20 protein-coding genes and 1 pseudogene are annotated in these 17,425 nt (G+C 45.7%); 13 read left to right on the top strand and 8 right to left on the bottom strand.

Annotated features, from left to right (window positions below; genetic code table 11):
• The first annotated feature begins 24 nt into the window (after positions 1–24).
• The 9 genes from ACOGW3_RS27080 to ACOGW3_RS27040 all read left to right on the top strand — a co-directional run bounded on the left by ACOGW3_RS27080 (position 25) and on the right by ACOGW3_RS27040 (position 6,327).
• The gene (locus ACOGW3_RS27080) at positions 25–1,170 is read left to right on the top strand and encodes an ABC transporter ATP-binding protein (protein ID WP_419905772.1); all 1,146 of its coding nucleotides are present in this window, start codon (positions 25–27) and stop codon (positions 1,168–1,170) included.
• Positions 1,167–2,066 carry an ABC transporter permease gene (locus tag ACOGW3_RS27075; protein ID WP_419905771.1) on the top strand — a complete coding sequence of 300 codons (900 nt, stop codon included), beginning with the start codon at positions 1,167–1,169 and terminating at the stop codon, positions 2,064–2,066. Before ACOGW3_RS27080 ends, ACOGW3_RS27075 begins: the two co-directional genes overlap by 4 nt.
• A gap of 11 nt (positions 2,067–2,077) precedes the next feature.
• Entirely contained in the window at positions 2,078–2,944 is an 867-nt protein-coding gene (locus tag ACOGW3_RS27070; protein ID WP_419905770.1) for an ABC transporter permease, read from the top strand.
• 420 nt (positions 2,945–3,364) lie between these two features.
• Complete coding sequence (locus ACOGW3_RS27065) at positions 3,365–3,712, top strand: hypothetical protein (RefSeq protein WP_419905769.1); 348 nt, start codon at positions 3,365–3,367, stop codon at positions 3,710–3,712.
• Between the two features lie 95 nt (positions 3,713–3,807).
• Complete coding sequence (gene tnpA, locus ACOGW3_RS27060) at positions 3,808–4,242, top strand: IS200/IS605 family transposase (RefSeq protein ID WP_419901154.1); 435 nt, start codon at positions 3,808–3,810, stop codon at positions 4,240–4,242.
• An 18-nt stretch (positions 4,243–4,260) separates the two neighbouring features.
• Entirely contained in the window at positions 4,261–5,151 is an 891-nt protein-coding gene (locus ACOGW3_RS27055; protein WP_419906003.1) for an extracellular solute-binding protein, read from the top strand.
• A 114-nt stretch (positions 5,152–5,265) separates the two neighbouring features.
• Positions 5,266–5,469, top strand: coding sequence for a mercury resistance system transport protein MerF (gene merF, locus ACOGW3_RS27050; protein WP_419905768.1), 204 nt, complete (start codon positions 5,266–5,268; stop codon positions 5,467–5,469).
• Positions 5,466–5,669, top strand: a complete 204-nt coding sequence (locus tag ACOGW3_RS27045; protein ID WP_419905767.1) for a GDCCVxC domain-containing (seleno)protein — start codon at positions 5,466–5,468, stop codon at positions 5,667–5,669. Before merF ends, ACOGW3_RS27045 begins: the two co-directional genes overlap by 4 nt.
• Positions 5,670–5,784: 115 nt before the next feature.
• Entirely contained in the window at positions 5,785–6,327 is a 543-nt protein-coding gene (locus ACOGW3_RS27040) for a glycine cleavage system protein R (protein WP_419905766.1), read from the top strand.
• 72 nt (positions 6,328–6,399) lie between these two features.
• Here the strand turns inward: ACOGW3_RS27040 and ung are convergent, their stop codons facing one another.
• The 5 genes from ung to ACOGW3_RS27015 form a co-directional block, all read right to left on the bottom strand.
• Positions 6,400–7,119, bottom strand: coding sequence for a uracil-DNA glycosylase (gene ung, locus ACOGW3_RS27035; RefSeq protein ID WP_419905765.1), 720 nt, complete (start codon positions 7,117–7,119; stop codon positions 6,400–6,402).
• Between the two features lie 56 nt (positions 7,120–7,175).
• Positions 7,176–7,832 carry an isoprenoid biosynthesis glyoxalase ElbB gene (gene elbB / locus ACOGW3_RS27030; RefSeq protein WP_419905764.1) on the bottom strand — a complete coding sequence of 219 codons (657 nt, stop codon included), beginning with the start codon at positions 7,830–7,832 and terminating at the stop codon, positions 7,176–7,178.
• Positions 7,833–7,970: 138 nt separating this feature from the next.
• A complete protein-coding gene (locus tag ACOGW3_RS27025; RefSeq protein ID WP_419905763.1) occupies positions 7,971–8,885 on the bottom strand; it encodes a LysR family transcriptional regulator in 915 nt (304 codons plus the stop codon).
• A 184-nt stretch (positions 8,886–9,069) separates the two neighbouring features.
• Complete coding sequence (locus ACOGW3_RS27020) at positions 9,070–10,326, bottom strand: FAD-dependent monooxygenase (protein WP_419905762.1); 1,257 nt, start codon at positions 10,324–10,326, stop codon at positions 9,070–9,072.
• A 194-nt stretch (positions 10,327–10,520) separates the two neighbouring features.
• The gene (locus ACOGW3_RS27015) at positions 10,521–11,354 is read right to left on the bottom strand and encodes a hypothetical protein (RefSeq protein WP_419905761.1); all 834 of its coding nucleotides are present in this window, start codon (positions 11,352–11,354) and stop codon (positions 10,521–10,523) included.
• 716 nt (positions 11,355–12,070) lie between these two features.
• Between ACOGW3_RS27015 and ACOGW3_RS27010 the strand changes: the two genes are divergently transcribed.
• Positions 12,071–12,757 carry a cell wall hydrolase gene (locus tag ACOGW3_RS27010; RefSeq protein ID WP_419905760.1) on the top strand — a complete coding sequence of 229 codons (687 nt, stop codon included), beginning with the start codon at positions 12,071–12,073 and terminating at the stop codon, positions 12,755–12,757.
• 163 nt (positions 12,758–12,920) lie between these two features.
• On the opposite strand, the gene ACOGW3_RS27005 is transcribed toward ACOGW3_RS27010, so the two are convergent.
• Positions 12,921–13,103 (bottom strand): DUF4169 family protein, encoded by a 183-nt coding sequence (locus tag ACOGW3_RS27005; protein ID WP_419905759.1) that lies wholly within the window; start codon positions 13,101–13,103, stop codon positions 12,921–12,923.
• Between the two features lie 131 nt (positions 13,104–13,234).
• On the opposite strand from ACOGW3_RS27005, the gene ACOGW3_RS27000 reads away from it, so the two are divergent.
• From ACOGW3_RS27000 to ACOGW3_RS26990, 3 genes and pseudogenes are all read left to right on the top strand, one after another.
• Entirely contained in the window at positions 13,235–15,334 is a 2,100-nt protein-coding gene (locus ACOGW3_RS27000; RefSeq protein WP_419905758.1) for a S9 family peptidase, read from the top strand.
• A 130-nt stretch (positions 15,335–15,464) separates the two neighbouring features.
• Positions 15,465–15,746 (top strand): annotated as a pseudogene (locus ACOGW3_RS26995) (PCRF domain-containing protein); the annotation flags it as partial.
• Complete coding sequence (locus tag ACOGW3_RS26990) at positions 15,735–16,184, top strand: peptide chain release factor-like protein (RefSeq protein ID WP_419906002.1); 450 nt, start codon at positions 15,735–15,737, stop codon at positions 16,182–16,184. The pseudogene ACOGW3_RS26995 and the gene ACOGW3_RS26990, both read left to right, overlap by 12 nt.
• 59 nt (positions 16,185–16,243) lie before the next feature.
• On the opposite strand, the gene ACOGW3_RS26985 is transcribed toward ACOGW3_RS26990, so the two are convergent.
• Positions 16,244–16,807 carry a histidine phosphatase family protein gene (locus ACOGW3_RS26985; RefSeq protein WP_419905757.1) on the bottom strand — a complete coding sequence of 188 codons (564 nt, stop codon included), beginning with the start codon at positions 16,805–16,807 and terminating at the stop codon, positions 16,244–16,246.
• A 76-nt stretch (positions 16,808–16,883) separates the two neighbouring features.
• Positions 16,884–17,360 carry a transcription elongation factor GreA gene (gene greA / locus ACOGW3_RS26980; protein WP_419905756.1) on the bottom strand — a complete coding sequence of 159 codons (477 nt, stop codon included), beginning with the start codon at positions 17,358–17,360 and terminating at the stop codon, positions 16,884–16,886.
• Positions 17,361–17,425: the final 65 nt, after the last annotated feature.

Raw genomic sequence — 17,425 nt, 5'->3', positions numbered from 1 at the left:
CCAGCAATCAACTAGGTTAATAATATGAGTAATCAATTGGATCTTGAGTGTCGCCAACTGGTAAAATCCTTTGGGAAATTTACCGCTGTAGACAATGTATCCCTGGAAATCCCGAAGGGATCCTTTTTCTCAATACTCGGTCCAAGTGGCTGCGGTAAAACAACATTGCTTAGAATGCTTGCTGGGTTCATTGAGCCGTCTGCTGGAGACATAGTCATTAAAGGCGATTCCATGTTGGGCGTGCCACCAAACAAACGCCCTGTAAATATGGTCTTTCAGCATCTCGCACTGTTCCCAATGATGAACGTGGCTGAAAATATTGGCTATGGCCTCAGACGCCGGAAAGTACCCCAGGCTGAAATTGATAAACGTGTCGCTGATGTTCTCGAACGTGTCAGCTTGCCAGATGCCGGGTCTAAAAATGTCGATCAGCTTTCGGGCGGACAACGACAAAGAATTGCGATCGCGAGATCTCTTATTCTGGAACCTGCGGTTCTTCTGCTCGATGAGCCATTAGGGGCTCTCGATCTAAAACTACGTGAACATATGAAGGTTGAGCTTAAGCAACTTCAACACGAAGTTGGCACTACCTTCGTTTACATTACTCATGATCAGTCTGAAGCTCTTGTGATGTCCGATAATGTAGCCGTTATGAACAACGGACGTTTTGAACAGGTTGGTTCTCCTCAAGACCTTTATTACAATCCGCAAACAGCTTTTGTCGCTGGTTTTGTTGGTGATACAAACCGTTGGAGCGGAAAAGTTCAGTCTGTAAGTGGTGATCAAGCCATGATCTCTCTGGACGAGGGTGGCGTAATTGCTGCTGTTTCCGGTACCAAATCGCCAATGGGGATGGGGGATCAGGTTGAACTCTTCGTTCGCCCTGAAGCTATTACGATTGAACGTAGCGCTGCGACACATGACGGGGCGCATATCGAAGATGGCAAAAATACTCTTTCTGGCGTTGTAGAGAATTTACTTTTTGATGGTGCCAATAGCCGTGCTCAGGTGCGCGACCAGAAAACGGGCCATCAAGTCACTGTTTCTCTTCCGCAAACAGGCGCATTCAGTGATCTTCAGGCCGGTGAAAACCTCCGCCTGAGTTGGGGCGTTGATAAAGCTCTTTCCTACGTATCATCTGCGGCTGCTAAGAAGGAACAGGCGGCATGAGTAGCGCCTTAGTCATTTCTGGCGCAGAGCAACGTAGAGTGATGCCCGCGATCAAGCTGGGCACTTTCTTGTTAATGCTGCCTTTGTTGTTGTGGTTACTTTTGCTAATCGTTTTGCCACACGTGGATCTGTTGATTGTTTCTCTTCGCGAAGTACTTGGGTATCGGGAATATGCTTTTAGCCTGCAAAATTATGCAGAGTTTTTCACTGAACCATTGTACTGGAACACTTTTGTTCGCACGGCAGTGATGTCGATTTTGGCGACTGTAATCACACTGATCGTCGGTTTTCCGGTTTCGTATTACATCGCCAAGGTGGTGAAGGGCAGAAAACGCAATTTGCTGTTTATAATGTGCCTCATACCGTTTTGGGTTTCTGAACTTGTCCGTACTTTTGGGTGGATGATCCTGCTCCGCGAAAGTGGTGTGATCAGTAGCTTTATCCAGTGGGTTGGTATTGTGAACGGACCCGTTGAGTTTCTCTATACCGATGCGACCTTAATGGTTGGTCTGGTTTATACTTCGATGCTCTTTATGGTGGTTCCATTGGTATCTGTGCTGGATACTCTTGACGATAGCCTGATTGAAGCAGCTTATGATCTCGGTGGGAACACGGTCTCAATCTTAAGAGAAATCGTTATCCCTCATGCCATGCCGGGTATTGCTTCGGGTTGTATCGTTGTCTTTATGTTGACCCTTGGGAATTATCTGACGCCAACTCTACTTGGGGGTAAAGACAGTCTTTGGTTTACAGAGCAAATCTACAATCAATTCATCACGCGTTTTAACTGGGAATCTGGATCCGCGTTTGGTTTCCTCTTGTTGTTCCTCTCATCTGTTATCGTCTTTGTTGGCCTGAAATTAAGCCGACAGACCTTGGCTGATACTGTTAAGTAAGGGGCATAATAATGATTCCATCTCTCCCCCAGTCAAAGTTTAGTACCCGGCTTTATGCTGCTTATATAACTTTGTTTTTTATCTATCTTGGTGCGCCGCTGATTGTTGTTGGGTTTTTTGCCTTTAACGATAGCTTGTTCCCTTCCATGCCATGGAATGGGGTGACTTTTGATTGGTTTATTGGCACTGAAGCGCCAAGACTTGGTGTTTTCAACGATCATCAACTATTGGAAAGTATCGGGTTTTCAGCTTTTGTTGCAGTTTGTGTGACAACGCTCGCCGTTTTTGTGGGAACGTGTAACGCCTTTCTCTTTGAGCGACATTCTTTCCCGGGTAAAAACATCCTCTACATGTTTGCCCTCATGCCGTTGGTTATACCGGGCGTTATTCTTGGTATTTCGATTCTGATCTTTACCAACTCTATTGCTAATGGAGCAGAAGACAGCCTTGGTTGGGATCTCGAGTTTTTACGACCGGGTCTGTTTATCGTGATAATGGGCCAGTTTTCCTTTGTAACCACGATAACAACTTTGGTGATCTCTGCCCGTTTGCGGAAGTTTGACAACAGCCTAGAAGAGGCTGCGTTAAATCTGGGGGCAACGAAATGGGAAGCCGTTCAGACCATAACATTGCCATTCCTAAAGCCGGCGATTATTGGTGCCGGGATTATCAGTTTCCTGATGTCTTTCGAAAATTTCAATACGACCTTGATGTTGGTTGGATCTGATTCTCCTTTGACGATCACGATGTTTGATCGACTAAAGCAGGGTTCGACCCCGGCATTAAATGCGGTTTCATTGATGCTGATGATAGTTTCAGGAGCACTTGCTCTGGTGGCTGTGTTTGTTCAACGGGATAAGACACCGGCAGATCAATAATGGAATGATCCGTTGTTGGGTTTTGAAATATGATAGAGCAGTTTATTTTCTGTGATCTATCACAAGGTTATGCATTGGGCCGATCCGAAAGGTGCAATGCATAAAGGTAGTTGCTCTTTGAGTAACTTACCCCACATGACTTGGCCGGGTTTTTTACCCGGCCATTTTTTTGTCTGGTAGAATGGTAAGTAAATGCATTTACCAAGTTAAGCGAGTTATTCTCTTTTTGGTGGTGGTATTTTCATTCTGAGGGAACTATGATCGGCTATACCATTATGATGATTGGGGACTGAATATGATTAATGGTTTGAAGAAAATATAACATTATAAAGACGGAACTTGTCAGTTAGATCTTGTTAGGAGGGGTGCTTAACAAAGATAAGAGGCAGGGGAATGCTTCAATCTAGGAATTTTCAGTCCATGTTAAAAGATGCCGCTCGTGAAAGCACAAAAATTCAGCAAGCTGCTACATCCTTTACCCGGCGCGGTCTTTTAAAGTCTGCTCTTGCTTTTGCAGGTACCGCTACTGTTCTCCCAACATTTTCATCAACAAGTTTTGCTTCTTCTGGTGAATTGGAAGTCTTTGCCTGGCAGGGATTTTTCAGCGATGAAATGATATCAGAATTTAAGAAAGACACCGGGATAACAGTTAATTCTACAGATTTCGATACTAACGCTGAAGCTCTGCTTTATTTAAAGGCGACCAAAGCTCAGGGATTTGACCTCATTTTTCCCTCTGCAGCCTCGCTTTCTAATTTAATCCGGTAAACCCCCGGCTATGCCGGGGGACTCTCAATGGTTTGACCGTTCCCACGGTCTTACATTTCTTTGTTTATTGACCAAAATAACAAAGGAATTAGCCGATGAGAGATTACAAAAGCCTTGCACATACGAGATGGGATTGTAAATACCACGTGGTTTTCATCCCTAAACGCAGGCAAAAAGTTATCTATGGCAACCTACGTCAGTATCTTGGTGAAATTTTCCATGAACTGGCCGGGCATCGCGAAAGTAAGATTGAGGAGGGCCATTTGATGCCGGATCACATTCACATGTGTATCAGCATACCGCCCAAACATGCTGTTTCAAAAGTCGTTGGATACCTAAAAGGAAAAAGCGCGATTGCCATAGCTCGAAAATTCAAAAATAAAGCACGGAATTTCAAGGGTGAAAATTTTTGGGCCCGTGGATATTTCGTCTCAACTGTAGGGCTCGATGAACAGATGGTGAGGGAGTATATCAGAACGCAAGAAGAGCGTGATAAGTACTTTGACCAAATGGATATATTCAATCCATAACCGCTTTAGCGGTTCCCAATTTGCCCCTTTAAGGGGCTCACCCGCTTAAGCCCCCGGCTTTGCCGGGGGTCATTTAACTGGCATGCAGCAGAAGGTCTTTTGCGGCCTATTGATGAAAGTCGCTTGGATCTGGACAGTATATATCCAACAATTCTTGAACAGTCCGACAATCTCGGAACCATATATAGAGGCAAGCGTTATGCTGTACCTTTTAGTTGGGGAGCCGAAGGTCTTTCGTTTGATAGCACTGTCCATGATTATCAGTCAGGTGGCGTTTCCTGGTCAGACCAGTGGTCACTTGAAAATAAAGGCTTTGTAGCGACACGCCCGCGCTCAGCTTTGACCAGTATGGCTCTTATGATTGATGGGACGGGGGAGCGGCTTGATAGTGCCTATGTTAATGAAGAGCTTGCGCGGGAGGTTTTTGGCGAGGCCCTTTTATTTGGGATTGAACATAAGTCCTATATCCGCCAGTTTTGGAACGATGTAGAAGGATTAACCTCTGCCTTTACTTTGAATAACTGTGTGATTGGGCAGTCATGGAGCGGTGTCGGCTTCGATCTTTGGAAAAATTCAAAAAGTAAATTCAAGTTCGTAGCCCCCAAAGAGGGCGCTCTTTCCTGGTTGAATACAATGGCACTTCCGGCTGGTGCTCAAAATACAGATCGTGCCTATGAGTTGATCAACTGGTTGTCTTCTGTGAAAGGGGGCGGAATGTTTATGGCCCATACTGGTCATAACTCAGTTGTCGTCGGTGCTGAAAGTGGGCTTGATCTTGCTTCTCGCGATCGTTTTGATTTCGCCTACAACAGCGGTCAATCGATAGAGAACCTCTATTGGTGGAAGCCAGAGCCTAAATGGTTCCAAGACCTACGGAATCTTTACGTTAAAAAATATAAGGCAGCCTAACCTTATGGAGTGATCACCGGGATGTTGGCTAAGTTAGGCGCCCTGATCACATTGTCGTGTCTGTTCTTCTTATGCTTTCCAATGGGGCCTATACTACTTTGAGTAGGAGGCTTTATGAGCAAAAATAGAATTCTAAAAATCGGTGTCATTGGTTCCGTTATAACTGCAATTTGCTGTGTGACGCCAATACTTGTTGTCCTTTTTGGCGTGCTTGGGGTCGGCGCGGCGGTTTCGTATCTTGATATTATTCTTATACCCATGCTTGCTGTTTTTTTAGGAATAGCTGGATATGGATATTGGAGGGTTAAGTGGCAATGACAGAGGCCTACTCCGAAATTACCTGTCCAGAATGCGGTCATAAAGAGCGGGAGCTTATGCCCACTGATGCATGCCAATGGTTTTACGACTGTAAGGGGTGTGGAGTTTTGTTGAAGCCAAAGGAGGGAGATTGCTGTGTTTTCTGTTCTTATGGCACGGTAGCTTGTCCGCCCATTCAATTAGGTGATACTTGTTGCTAACAATTTCTTGTAATAATATGTCAAAACTAGCACTATAAAAGTCGTTTTTGTTCAAATGATAGGAGGTTTAAGAATTATACTGGTTTTATAACGTATGCCTGAAAGGAACAAAAGTATGGCGAATTCCATTATCCTGACTGTAACGGGTAAAGACAGGCCTGGCTTGGTAGATGATATCTCTTCAATGGTCACCGAACAGAGTGGCAATTGGCTGGAAAGCCGGGTTACTAAATTGTCTGGCCACTTTGCCGGAATAATTCGCGTATCAGTTCCCAGCAAAAATCAAGAAAAGCTTGAATCAGATCTGAAAACTTTGGAAACTTCAGACTTTCATCTGGCTATAGAGCGACAGACCAAGGCCGAAGCTGAAGTCCCCGTCCGTGAGCTTAGTCTGGAAATCGTCGGTCCTGATCATCCTGGCATTATACAGGATATCTCTCATGCCCTTGCTGAGAAGAAAATAGGCATCAACGAAATGTTGACCGACTGTAATGATGGTGCCATGTCTTCCGAGCGTATTTTTAGTGCCGAGATTAATATTTCAATTCCAATGGCAGTATCCGTGGATACTCTTCGCGATGAATTAGAAGAGCTTGCCGATCAGTTGATGGTCGACATCTCTATGGATGATCTCGAAGGGACTGTTACCCGTATTTGATCCGTTTTGATTGTCCCAGAACTTTCAAAAAAGGCGTAGCAGTTGCTGCGCCTTTTTTATGTTTGAGATCTTTTAAAGCAGCTCTTGTGCAATTTCGGAACTCGGGGGTAACAGCCAGTTTATCGGCGCTCGCTCATGCTGTTTTAAGTAAGCATTGGTTTGAGAGAAATGTTTGTTACCAATGAAACCTCTGTGAGCAGAAATAGGTGACGGGTGAGGCGATTGCAATACCAAGTGTTTTTCTCGATCAATCGCGGCCCCTTTTTTATGGGCGTAACTCCCCCAAAGTAAGAAAACGAGATTGTTGTGTGTCTCGCTTAACTTATGAATGATTTGGTCCGTAAACAGCTCCCAGCCGCGGCCTTGATGTGCGCCTGCCTTGTGTTGTTCAACGGTAAGGACTGAGTTTAATAAGAGTACGCCTTGTTGAGCCCAGGGTATCAGGCAACCATGTGTTGGTTGGTCGATATCCAGATCTTGTTTCAATTCTTTAAATATATTTTTTAGAGAGGGTGGGATCGCGATGTCTGGGCGAACCGAGAAACAAAGTCCGTGTGCCTGGCCTAGCCCGTGATACGGATCCTGCCCGAGGATAACAACCTTTACTTCTTCTACGGGGGTGAGGTTCAAGGCTTGAAAATACTCACTTCCGCGCGGGAAAATGATTTTTTTGAGTTGCTTTTGTTGCTTCAGAAATACTTTGAGATTTCGCATGTAATCTTTGTTGAATTCAGACGAAAGAATTTCTTTCCAGCTTTCATGCAATTGGATGGAATCAGAAGAGCTATTCATTATAAGCTTTATTTATAGGGGAGAGTGAAGTTTGAGTGTGCGTCCAGAAGGACCAGTTAGTCGATTAGAGTAAGAAGTACTTCCATTGCGTTTTCGGCGCCATGGGCAATGTCTGGGACTGTTGCGTCAAGCATATAGCAAGGGGTGGTGACGAGCTTGTTTGCCCTGTCGACAACGACTTCACCATGCCCAGTGGTTTCGTGCCGAGCCCCCATCTCCTCTAATGCATTAGCTGTATCAATATCCTGACCAATCGTCAGGGTTGGGCTATCGTACAAACGCGTGACAACTGCGGGAGAAATACAGAGCGCAGCGACGGGTTTATTTAGGCGTATCATACCGGTAATGGCCGCTTCAACATCCGGGTTGATGGTGCAGTCAGCACCTTCACTGGCGAAACTTGAGAGGTTTTTTGCCGCGCCAAAACCACCGGGAAGCACCATCGCATCCACCAAAGAGGGATCAAATTCTGCTAAATCAGTGACATTCCCTCGGGCAATTCTTGCGGATTCAATCAATACATTCCTGCGCTCGTTTGGAACAGGTTTCCCGGTTAAATGATTGATGACATCGCTTTGTTCAATATTTGGCGCAAAGCAGATTGATTCTGCGCCAAGCTTCTGAAGAGCAAAGAGCGTCATTACGGCTTCGTGGATTTCTGCGCCATCAAGAAATCCACAGCCGGATAAAATTACCGCTACCTTAACACTCATTAATTTCTCCAGATTTTTATAAACCAAACCCTAGTTTACCAGTATTGAAATATAAAAAACACTGAAACCTGATGCAGCCAAATATTGCCAAATATTTGTCATACATATAAGTCCGTAAGGATCTTCACTTCTTGCCGATTATTTTTCCCCAGCTTCACGGAGTAGTTTTTCAACATCCTGACGTTTGGTGTGCTTAAAGAATTCCTTCGCAATTGGAGAACTTGGCTCACGTTTAGCGATTATCATGCCAATTTTATTAATTAGGCGAGGTTCTGAAAGTGGAATGGCGACAACGCCTTCTAAATTTCTGAGCACATGAATGAGGCTGATGGGCACGATACTTGATGTGTTGCCAAATCGAGTTTCGTGCAGCAACTGAGTAATCGAGTTGGTTTGGGTCTGCGGCGTAACGAAACAATCGAGCTCTTCAAAGGTTTTGTCGATAAGTCTGCGGTACTGCATGTCCCGCGTTAAGAGGCTGAGAGGCAGGCCTGCTGCTTCTTGCCACGTAATGGTGTCGTGATCTTTCAGGGGGCCATCGGCTTTGTGAATTAAAGAATATTCTTCTTGGTAAAGCTCGTGACTTTCCACGTTAGAACTCAGTTCGCTGCCGAGGTAAGTAACGCCGACTTCAAGATCAAATTTTTCGAGCCCAAGTTGGATTTCAGCAGATGAAAGAGACAAGAGTGAAATTGTTATATTTGGATGAGCTTCGCAAAAAGGATTTTTGATCAGAGACATCATAGGCATAGCAGAAGGAATAGCCCCGATGCGGAGATGACCTGCCAGGCCTTTGCTCATCTGGCTTAGAGACTGTTTAAGAGTTCGGGCCTCAGCCAAGATGCGTTGAGCCGTTGATACGACAAGCTCGCCCTCAGTTGTAAGGCCTTGAAAGCTTCTCTCTCTTTTAACTATGGGAACGCCGAGCTCGTTTTCGAGTTGACGAATTCTCGCCGAAAAAGCTGGTTGGGATATATTGCAGTTTTTAGCCGCTCGCCCAAAGTGCTTTTCGCGCGCCAGAGCGCAGAGTAATTCCAATTGGCGCAGGTCCAAGTTATTCACCTCCTGAGGTGGGGATTATTTATTTTGCTATATTCTTATTAGTAGAGTTCGGGTCGCCGAAATTCGATCTTTAAATGTATATAGTAAATTCAAGCCAAACATAAGGGCATATGTTTTTATTGCATTAAGTTAGAGCGTCACATGAAGTAAGGATTACGACAAAAATAGGCCAGTTTTATTTGATTTCTTTACCCGACATGAGGCTAGGTGTGCCAAGGGGAGAGGTCATTCCTGATTTCATCATCAAGTGGCGCAGGGGTGAAAAGTTGCGCACTGCTGAAAGGCCTATATCCCTGACTTTGTGGAGAATAGCACTGTCATTTGACGCAAAACGGTTCAACCCATCAGCCGCGGCAAGTCTTGAAACAACATCAAAGCTCCTTGCTCTGTCGTATTCTTTTAGCAGTTCAATATCATTGAGGGCCTTGTCTGCTTTATTGTGATCAATGAGAAGTTCTGCCAAGACCGCAACGTCTCGTAAGCTGAGGTTAAGACCCTGGGCTGCAATTGGTGGCAACGCATGTGCTGCTTCTGCAATCAAGGCAAGGTTTTTACCGTAAAAACTATCGCTAAGCATGGCAGAGATAGGAAAGCCGCCTCGTTTGCCGAATAAATTGATGGTTCCCAGTCGTCCTTTGATCTTATTTTTAAGTTCCTGCTCAAACGCCTCCTTGTCCAGCGCAAGATATTTCTTTGCCAGCCGGGTATCTTCGACCCAGACGATGGAAGACCGTTTGCCCATCATGGGGACGAGTGTAAAAGGACCTACGGGATAGTGAGTTTCTGTTGAAACGTTTTGATGAGGTTTGCTGTGCTCAATGTAACAGGTAATTGCAGTTTGCGGGTAAGGCCAAGACATGCTCTTGATACCTGCGGTTTTGCGGCAAGCTGAATTTTTACCATCGGCTCCGATGGTTAAGGGGGCAACTGCATTTTGTCCGTTAGAGAGGTGGAGTGAATAACCTTCTGGAGTCTGCTCCATCCTATCCATCTTTGTGGATGTCAAATGGGTGACAGAGGGAAGCGCTAGCAGGCGGTCGAATAGCACCCGGCGCAAAACGGCGTTGGGTACATTGAACCCAAAGGGACTGTTCTCAATTTCACGAGAATCAAAGTCAGTGGAGTTGGAATGTTTTTGCGCACCGCGGGGAAGGTTAACAATACGCATAACCGTCAGGGCTGTTGCATAATCTTCACAGCCCTTCCAGGCGCCACAAGCATTGAGTAGATTTATCGAGTTTTGAATAAGCGCGGTTGTTCTATTGTCATTTGCGTCTTCAAAAGGTGTGTCACTCGGTTCTGGCTCAAGATCAATTAAGAGAGTCTTTATGCCAGCGGTTCCCAGGGCTGCTGCGAGACTTAAACCGGCAAGTCCGCCTCCAACAATCTGTACCTGGCCAACGATTTGTACCTGAGAAGTATGATCAGCCATTTATTTGTGCGACACCTGCGGTGCAGTCCCTAGATGTTTTTCTTCTTAATTGAGGTACTCCCAAAGTAGCTGAGGTGCAAGGCGAACTATTGATAAAAAAATGGAGCCCATGAGGCTCCATTTCTAATATAGTATTATGAGACTGGTTGTCCCAGCCTCATTACCAACTTACCGTCTCGTGACAAGGTAAGTGTCTAGTCACCAAGTAAGCTTTTGAGGGCGTCACCTGCACCATCAGCTGCGTCTTTGATGCCGTCTGTTGCTCCCGAGGCTGCATCGCCCACTGTATCTGTAACGGTTGACGCGCCGCTTACGACGCCATCTGCTACGCCCGTGACGCCATCAGCAACCCCTTTTGCGAGGCCCTTCAGGTCAACAGATCCTAAAGCACCTGTGATGTTTTGCGTCACAGCGCCGACTGCGGCTTGTAAAATCACTTCAGGACTTGCACCGTTATCGCCTTTACCAATGTCTGTCAGGTGGATGTTGGGAAGATCCAGGTCGATGGTTTTGTCTCCGAGAGGGGCTGCTGCAACAGAGATTTCGCCGTCATTCAGGTAGAGATGCTCAACGATGAATTTTGGGCCTTCCTCTTCTGTAGCAGTTGTTTCTTCGCTTTTGCCATGGGCCTGAGCATTTTCATTGATGGTATCGATGTTACTCTTTTTTGGACCGACTTCATAAGTGATATGTGGGGCGTTAATCCTGATTTCATTAATCACAATGACATCTTCAGTTAATGAAGTGATGTCAATTTTGACGGAGATTTCTTCGAATTGGAAAGCTTCGTTAGAATTAAAGCCATCCGGGTTACTCATGGTAAAACCACGTAAGCTCCCCTGGCCCGTCGTTGGTGAAATCTCGACGTCGTTAAGTGTGACCTCTGTCTGGGTCATATCAGAGGCTATGCTTTCGACAGCGGCCTTAACGATAGAATCAAGAGATGAATAGACAAAGATAAAGCCGCCAACAATGAGTACGGCAAGTGTGATTGCGGTGATGCTCGCAATTTTAACGAATTTGTTCATCGATCAGATTTCCCCGGTTGTTCTGTGTGTAGCCATTTATCACTGTTAGGAAGATAAATCTATAAGTATGTCCCCCTATTGCAGGTATCAAATGCTTGTGAATCCACAGAAGGCTATGGGTTTTGAAATGACAATATAGTTAACGTTTTAAGTAAAAAGGTAAATAAAGCGAGGCCGTTAAAAGATGTTTTTAACCATAGTTTATTCCTGTTGTAAATTTGCCACTAAAGCGGGTTAAAATAAAATTTAGGGTTGCCAAATAGAGGCGAAAAATAAAAATAATTTCAAAAATCAAAAATAACTCTTATATAACAGATGGTTATTTTGTTCGTAAGATTACGTACACTCGACCCCAATTTTGTCACAGTAAATTGTACTCTGTTTCATTTGATGGCATGGGGACTATGCGATTTGTGCATGGCTGGTTATTTTTTATTTAAAGTAAAAGGTGGTTTTTGTAAGTAATGGCTAAATTGAGCTTGAGTAGTCATGTAATAGCCAAGTACTTTATGTGGTTTTTGTCGCGAATTCATGATAAATATTTCTTTGACTCTTGATGTTAATCTCTTGTAAAGATTTGTCATCAACGAACAGCACGAGGTTGTTTGCTTGAATTTAATCCCCATATCGGGGGCGCTCACAATGACACAGGCTGTGTGAGCACGGGCTTGAAAAAGCTGCTGAAGTTATATTTTTTAAAACTGAGGTACTTAATAATGAGACGTGGTTTACGACAGATTAAACGGATAGGTTACCGATTGCGTGGTCAATTCCGTGGTCATTGGTACGGTATTTCTTCCTTCCTTTTTGCTGTGGCTATTAGCGCAGGTGTTCTTGCGCCGAATGCTCAACAAAATACATTGGCTGTTCAGGTCACAGAAGGGGACTTCATTGCCCCTGTAGATGTCCGGATACTAGCGCGTGATTACGCTGTGCTACCGGAACTTGAACGCCGCCGTCCGACCCAAGCAAGTTACGACACTGAATTAGAATGCCTGGCGCAGAATATTTATTTTGAGTCCCGAAGTGAGCCTGTGAGCGGAAAACGTGCGGTCGCACACGTTGTGCTTAACCGTGTTTCAAGCAAGCGTTTCCCTTCGACCATTTGTGGTGTGGTGCAGCAGGGCGGATCGCGTTTAAATCGCTGCCAGTTCTCCTGGTGGTGTGATGGCAAAAAAGACGACATTAAAGATCAAGCCTCTTGGGATGAAGCCCAAAAACTAGCACGTTTTGTTTATTGGGGCGTTTCAAATGATGTGAGCGAAGGTGCCCTTTGGTATCACGCTGACTATGTAAGTCCAAAGTGGCGTACCGCTTTTGATAAGGGGCCAACAATTGGTCGTCATATCTTTTATCGCGAGAAATCTAAAGAGTTGAAAGTAGCTTCTATCGACGTGAAGTAAGTCTTTACGACGTTAAGCAAAAAGCGCCTGATCTAAGGCGCTTTTTTTGTGTCCAACTCTATCTCGATAGAAAACGCTATATGCTTCTCTCTGTAATTTGGGAGGAGATATCCTAAAGATAGCTTTTGGGCCTGATTTGTCCGAGTTACCTGATTAGTCTGGGTTAACTGTCTTTATCCAGCTTGTGATCATCGATCTTTTTTTTGTCGCGTTTTTTTTCAGATTCTGAGATTTTCTTTTCAATTTTGGTGCGACCAAATTCAACACGATTGTCGGCAGCTTGTGAAGCCTTGGCGTCGCGTGCTTTTTTTTTGCGAAATTGTTTCAAGTTTACCACGTTTGTCACGGATGTTCCTCTCGCTGTATCTGATCGGATTATCAGGTACGAATATCTCTAAAGCATTTCTTGTTTCATCTCATGATGTAACCATTTAAAGCTTCTATACCAGAACTTTTTGATTCCCAGACGGAGCCACCATGTCCAATACCCCTGTATCCGAGAACAGCTTTGCCCCAATGGCGGAGAAAAGATCTATGATCCATGAGCTTCATGGTGATCACAGGGACGATCCTTATGCCTGGTTACGGGCGGATAACTGGCAGGAAGTTATGCGCCAACCTGACAAGCTATCATCTGATATCAGAGATTATCTCGAACAGGAGAACGGTTATTGTAAGGCGGTCATGGCTGATCAGGAAGATTTGCAAAATCAGCTGTTTAAAGAGTTAAAGGGGCGCATTAGGGAAGATGATTCTTCCGTACCTGCTCCAGACGGTTCCTGGCTCTACTATCTTCGCTACGAGGAAGGGGCTCAACATCCTATTTTTTGCCGTAAACCTTCTGCAGGAAGCGGTGACGAAGTCGTACTCTTGGATGGGAATAAAGAAGCCGAAGGCAAAGATTTTTTCCAGATTGCAAGCTGTTCCCACAGTCCTGATCATCGCTATGTCGCCTATAGTGTGGATGAAAAGGGATCGGAATATTATAGCTTAAAAGTACGTGATCTCGACACTGGTGATGAACTGGATGACTTGATTGAAAACACGTCTGGCTCCGTCGTATGGGCAGCGGATAACAGAACTCTGTTCTACACCGTACTCGATGATAATCACCGGCCGTCAAAGGTCCTTCGCCATATGCTTGGCGATGATGAAGAGCTGGATGTCCTGGTCTATGAAGAATCAGATCCTGGGTTCTTTATTGGTATTGGCAAAAGTGAATCCGGACGCTTTGTGCAGATATTGGCCCACGATCATCAGACCTCTGAAGTGTATTTGATCCCTGCTGATCAGCCGGTAACGGCCCCGAGTGTCGTCTCTGTCCGTGAGGAGGGCATTGAATATGAAGTCAGCGACCATGGAGAGCGGTTGTTAATTCTGACCAACGCGGATGACGCGGTTGATTTCAAAATTTGTGAGACCCCACTTGATAAGCCAACTCGTGAAAACTGGAAAGACTTAATCCCACACCAGCCTGGTGTTCTGGTCTTAACCCAGATCCTCTTTAAGGATCATATGACACGTTTGGAACGTGTAGAAGGTCTGCCACGTATTGTCATTACCCGTTTTTCAGACGGGCAAGAACACTCTATCTCCTTTGATGAAGAAGCCTATAGTCTTGGGATGTCAGCAGGATATGAGTTCGATACGACCTCCTTGCGCTTTACCTACTCATCACTTTCCACGCCAGCCCAGGTTTACGACTATGACATGGAAAGTCGGGAACGGGTCTTGCGTAAAGAAGATGAGATCCCAAGCGGACATAATCCCGATGATTATGAAGTCAAGCGCTTGATGGCGCCTTCTCATGATGGGGCACTGGTGCCGATATCTCTGCTTTATCGCAAAGATACGCCTCTGGATGGAAAAGCTCCTTTGTTGCTTTACGGCTATGGCTCTTATGGTAATTCAATTCCTGCTGGGTTTATGCGCAACAGCTACTCCCTGGTTGACCGTGGCTTTGTTTATGCCATCGCTCACATTCGGGGAGGGACGGATAAGGGCTATGGCTGGTATCTCGATGGCAAGATGGATAAAAAGAAAAACACCTTTATCGATTTTATTGCTGCGGCCGAGCATTTGATCTCTGAAGGTTATACTTCTAAGGGGCAAATCGCAGCGCATGGCGGCAGTGCAGGGGGCATGCTCATGGGCGTAATTAGCAACATGCGTCCAGACCTTTTCAAGGCTATTGTGGCAGATGTGCCTTTTGTCGATGTCTTGACCACGATGTGTGACGCAACTCTGCCTCTCACGCCTCCTGAGTGGCCTGAATGGGGCAATCCCCTCGCAGAAAAAGACGCCTATGATTACATCAAGTCCTATTCGCCAGTGGATAATGTCAGTGCTCAGGCCTATCCAAACATGTTGGTGACAGCAGGCCTTACAGATCCGCGCGTGACCTATTGGGAGCCTGCCAAATGGGTAGCAAAATTGCGTGAGCTAAAAACGGATAGCAATCACCTGATCTTCAAAACCAACATGTCTGCAGGACACGGTGGCGCTTCTGGTCGTTTTGAGCGCCTGAAGGAAGTCGCATTGATGGATGCCTTTCTCGTGAAGGTGTTCGGACTCTAATTGGTGAGATTAATGAGGGCTTTCTAATAAGAGTTAAGTCCTCACCCCCAAGCGTACCGCTAGCCCAATTAAAATTTAATCCTTGAACTCTTCACAGCCCTATGTTGTTTTGGCCGCTTGATTGTTATGAATGGAGGTATCAATCATGAAGAAGATCATAGAAATTCGCGCCGCTGAAGGTGGGGATGATAGTAAGTTATTTGTCGGCGAACTTGCCGATGCTTATTGTAAGCTGTTCCTCCGCAAGGGCTGAACATATCGCATCGCTCGGAAACGACCCAGTGATGCGGGGTATCATGAAATTGCCTTGGAAGTCGAAGGCGTTTCACTAAACAAACTCACTCAAGAAAGTGGTGGCCATCGTATCCAGCGTGTCCCGGTAACGGAACGCGGCGGACGTGTGCACACTTCAACTGTGACTGTCGCTGTTTTGTCTTCCGATCAAAAGGGATTTGGGAGTGGTATTCTTACGGTCTGGGCAGATGATAAGTTCAAAGTGGACTGGTTTTCTGGCACAGGCAAGGGCGGGCAACACCGGAATAAAACTCAGAATTGTTGCCGTATAAAACACCTTGAAACAGGCTTTACCGAAGCGCGTCAGGGCCGCAAACGCGAAGACAACTTTCGACAAGCACGAGATGCTTTACTGGTAACGCTTGAAGCGTATGAGGCAAGTAAAAGAGCCGGTGTGGAAGCGCATAATCGTAAATCCCAGATTGGAAGCGGCATGCGCGGTGATAAATCCGTTACCTTACGCTTTCAGGATGATGTCGCGATCAATCACAGTACCGGGCGAAAAATGTCTCTTAAAAAGTATATGCGCGGAGAAATGGACAGGCTCTGGGCTTAAGATCAGATTGAGTGTGCTCCTGATTAAGGGAGCACACTCAAATCGATTTTGTTATTGACCTAACCTTCGTTCACGAAGCGAAGTTGCCAGTTTTGGTGCTCAGCTGTCGGAGGCGCATGATGAGCAAGGGCACAATTTGGTAAAACTTGATTGTCGGGGATGCCAAAATGATGCTTGATAGCACCGTAGAGGCCGCCATGTGCCGCAATCAAAACCGGTCCGGGGCGATCAATTGCTTTGTTAATGCCTGCGGTGGCACGCTCTATAAAAGCGGCTCTTGTCTCGGCTCCTTCTGGGGTGAATTCTCCGTCTTTCCAGGCTTCGAACCAGCCGTCATCCACAAGGCCTTCCTGATTGCCAAATCCCGCTTCTTTGAGATCATCAAGGATGATGAGTTCGCAATTGAGAACTTCATTGAGAATTTTTGCGGTTTCCAAAGCTCGGCCAAGGGGACTGGCACAAATAGTGGCAATCTCGGTGCCTTTTATCGCTTCTGCAGCTTGATAGGCTTGTTGGCGCCCGGTTTCATTTAAGGGGATATCGGTAAAGCCTTGCATACGTCCCGCAGCGTTCCAGTCGGTTTGTCCGTGGCGAATATAATAAAATTCTTTTTTAAGCAGCATTTATAAAAACTCACTAAACAAAAATACCCGGCACATCTTGTGACGTGCCGGGTTGGTCATGGGGTTACATCTAAGCTTAGATGTATTCGATCTTTACGATCTCATAACCCTTGTCGCCAGCAGGAGTTCGTACTTCTACGGAATCTCCTTCTTCCTTACTAATTAGCGCACGCGCAATTGGTGAGGTAATGGCAATACGTCCAGCTTTTACGTCGGCTTCCAAATCCCCAACCAATTGGTATGTGGATTCTTCGTCCGTGTCTTCGTCGGCGATTGTGACCGTGGCACCAAATTTAACTGTCGTACCGGACATGGCGGCAACGTCAATGACCTCTGCACGTGATATGCGAGCTTCGAGCTCCATAACACGGCCTTCAGTAAAACTCTGCTTTTCACGGGCCGCGTGATATTCAGCGTTTTCAGAAAGGTCGCCGTGTTCGCGGGCTTCAGCGATGGCACGGATAATAGCAGGGCGCTCGACAACCTTCAGGTTACGTAGCTCTTCTTCAAGGCGGACTAAGCCCTCCTTGGTCATAGGGAACTTTTCACTCATTCGCGTTTCCAGGCGTTTATACAAATAGCAACTCCCGATTCCGCCTCACTAAAGGGTAGAATCGG

The organism is Kiloniella sp., from assembly GCF_965205715.1.
In the GTDB taxonomy this organism is placed as follows: Bacteria; Pseudomonadota; Alphaproteobacteria; order Kiloniellales; family Kiloniellaceae; genus Kiloniella.
Note: the sequence above shows the minus strand (reverse complement) of the source record. Positions and strands in the feature narration are given on the sequence as shown.

What these genes read in the sequence shown, in the direction of transcription:
- ACOGW3_RS27080 (WP_419905772.1), top strand. Translation starts at nt 25, where the DNA reads ATGAGTAATCAATTGGATCTTGAGTGTCGCCAACTGGTAAAATCCTTT.
- ACOGW3_RS27075 (WP_419905771.1), top strand. Translation starts at nt 1,167, where the DNA reads ATGAGTAGCGCCTTAGTCATTTCTGGCGCAGAGCAACGTAGAGTGATG.
- ACOGW3_RS27070 (WP_419905770.1), top strand. Translation starts at nt 2,078, where the DNA reads ATGATTCCATCTCTCCCCCAGTCAAAGTTTAGTACCCGGCTTTATGCT.
- ACOGW3_RS27065 (WP_419905769.1), top strand. Translation starts at nt 3,365, where the DNA reads ATGTTAAAAGATGCCGCTCGTGAAAGCACAAAAATTCAGCAAGCTGCT.
- tnpA (WP_419901154.1), top strand. Translation starts at nt 3,808, where the DNA reads ATGAGAGATTACAAAAGCCTTGCACATACGAGATGGGATTGTAAATAC.
- merF (WP_419905768.1), top strand. Translation starts at nt 5,266, where the DNA reads ATGAGCAAAAATAGAATTCTAAAAATCGGTGTCATTGGTTCCGTTATA.
- ACOGW3_RS27045 (WP_419905767.1), top strand. Translation starts at nt 5,466, where the DNA reads ATGACAGAGGCCTACTCCGAAATTACCTGTCCAGAATGCGGTCATAAA.
- ACOGW3_RS27040 (WP_419905766.1), top strand. Translation starts at nt 5,785, where the DNA reads ATGGCGAATTCCATTATCCTGACTGTAACGGGTAAAGACAGGCCTGGC.
- ung (WP_419905765.1), bottom strand. Translation starts at nt 7,119, where the DNA reads ATGAATAGCTCTTCTGATTCCATCCAATTGCATGAAAGCTGGAAAGAA.
- elbB (WP_419905764.1), bottom strand. Translation starts at nt 7,832, where the DNA reads ATGAGTGTTAAGGTAGCGGTAATTTTATCCGGCTGTGGATTTCTTGAT.
- ACOGW3_RS27020 (WP_419905762.1), bottom strand. Translation starts at nt 10,326, where the DNA reads ATGGCTGATCATACTTCTCAGGTACAAATCGTTGGCCAGGTACAGATT.
- ACOGW3_RS27015 (WP_419905761.1), bottom strand. Translation starts at nt 11,354, where the DNA reads ATGAACAAATTCGTTAAAATTGCGAGCATCACCGCAATCACACTTGCC.
- ACOGW3_RS27010 (WP_419905760.1), top strand. Translation starts at nt 12,071, where the DNA reads ATGAGACGTGGTTTACGACAGATTAAACGGATAGGTTACCGATTGCGT.
- ACOGW3_RS27000 (WP_419905758.1), top strand. Translation starts at nt 13,235, where the DNA reads ATGTCCAATACCCCTGTATCCGAGAACAGCTTTGCCCCAATGGCGGAG.
- ACOGW3_RS26985 (WP_419905757.1), bottom strand. Translation starts at nt 16,807, where the DNA reads ATGCTGCTTAAAAAAGAATTTTATTATATTCGCCACGGACAAACCGAC.
- greA (WP_419905756.1), bottom strand. Translation starts at nt 17,360, where the DNA reads ATGAGTGAAAAGTTCCCTATGACCAAGGAGGGCTTAGTCCGCCTTGAA.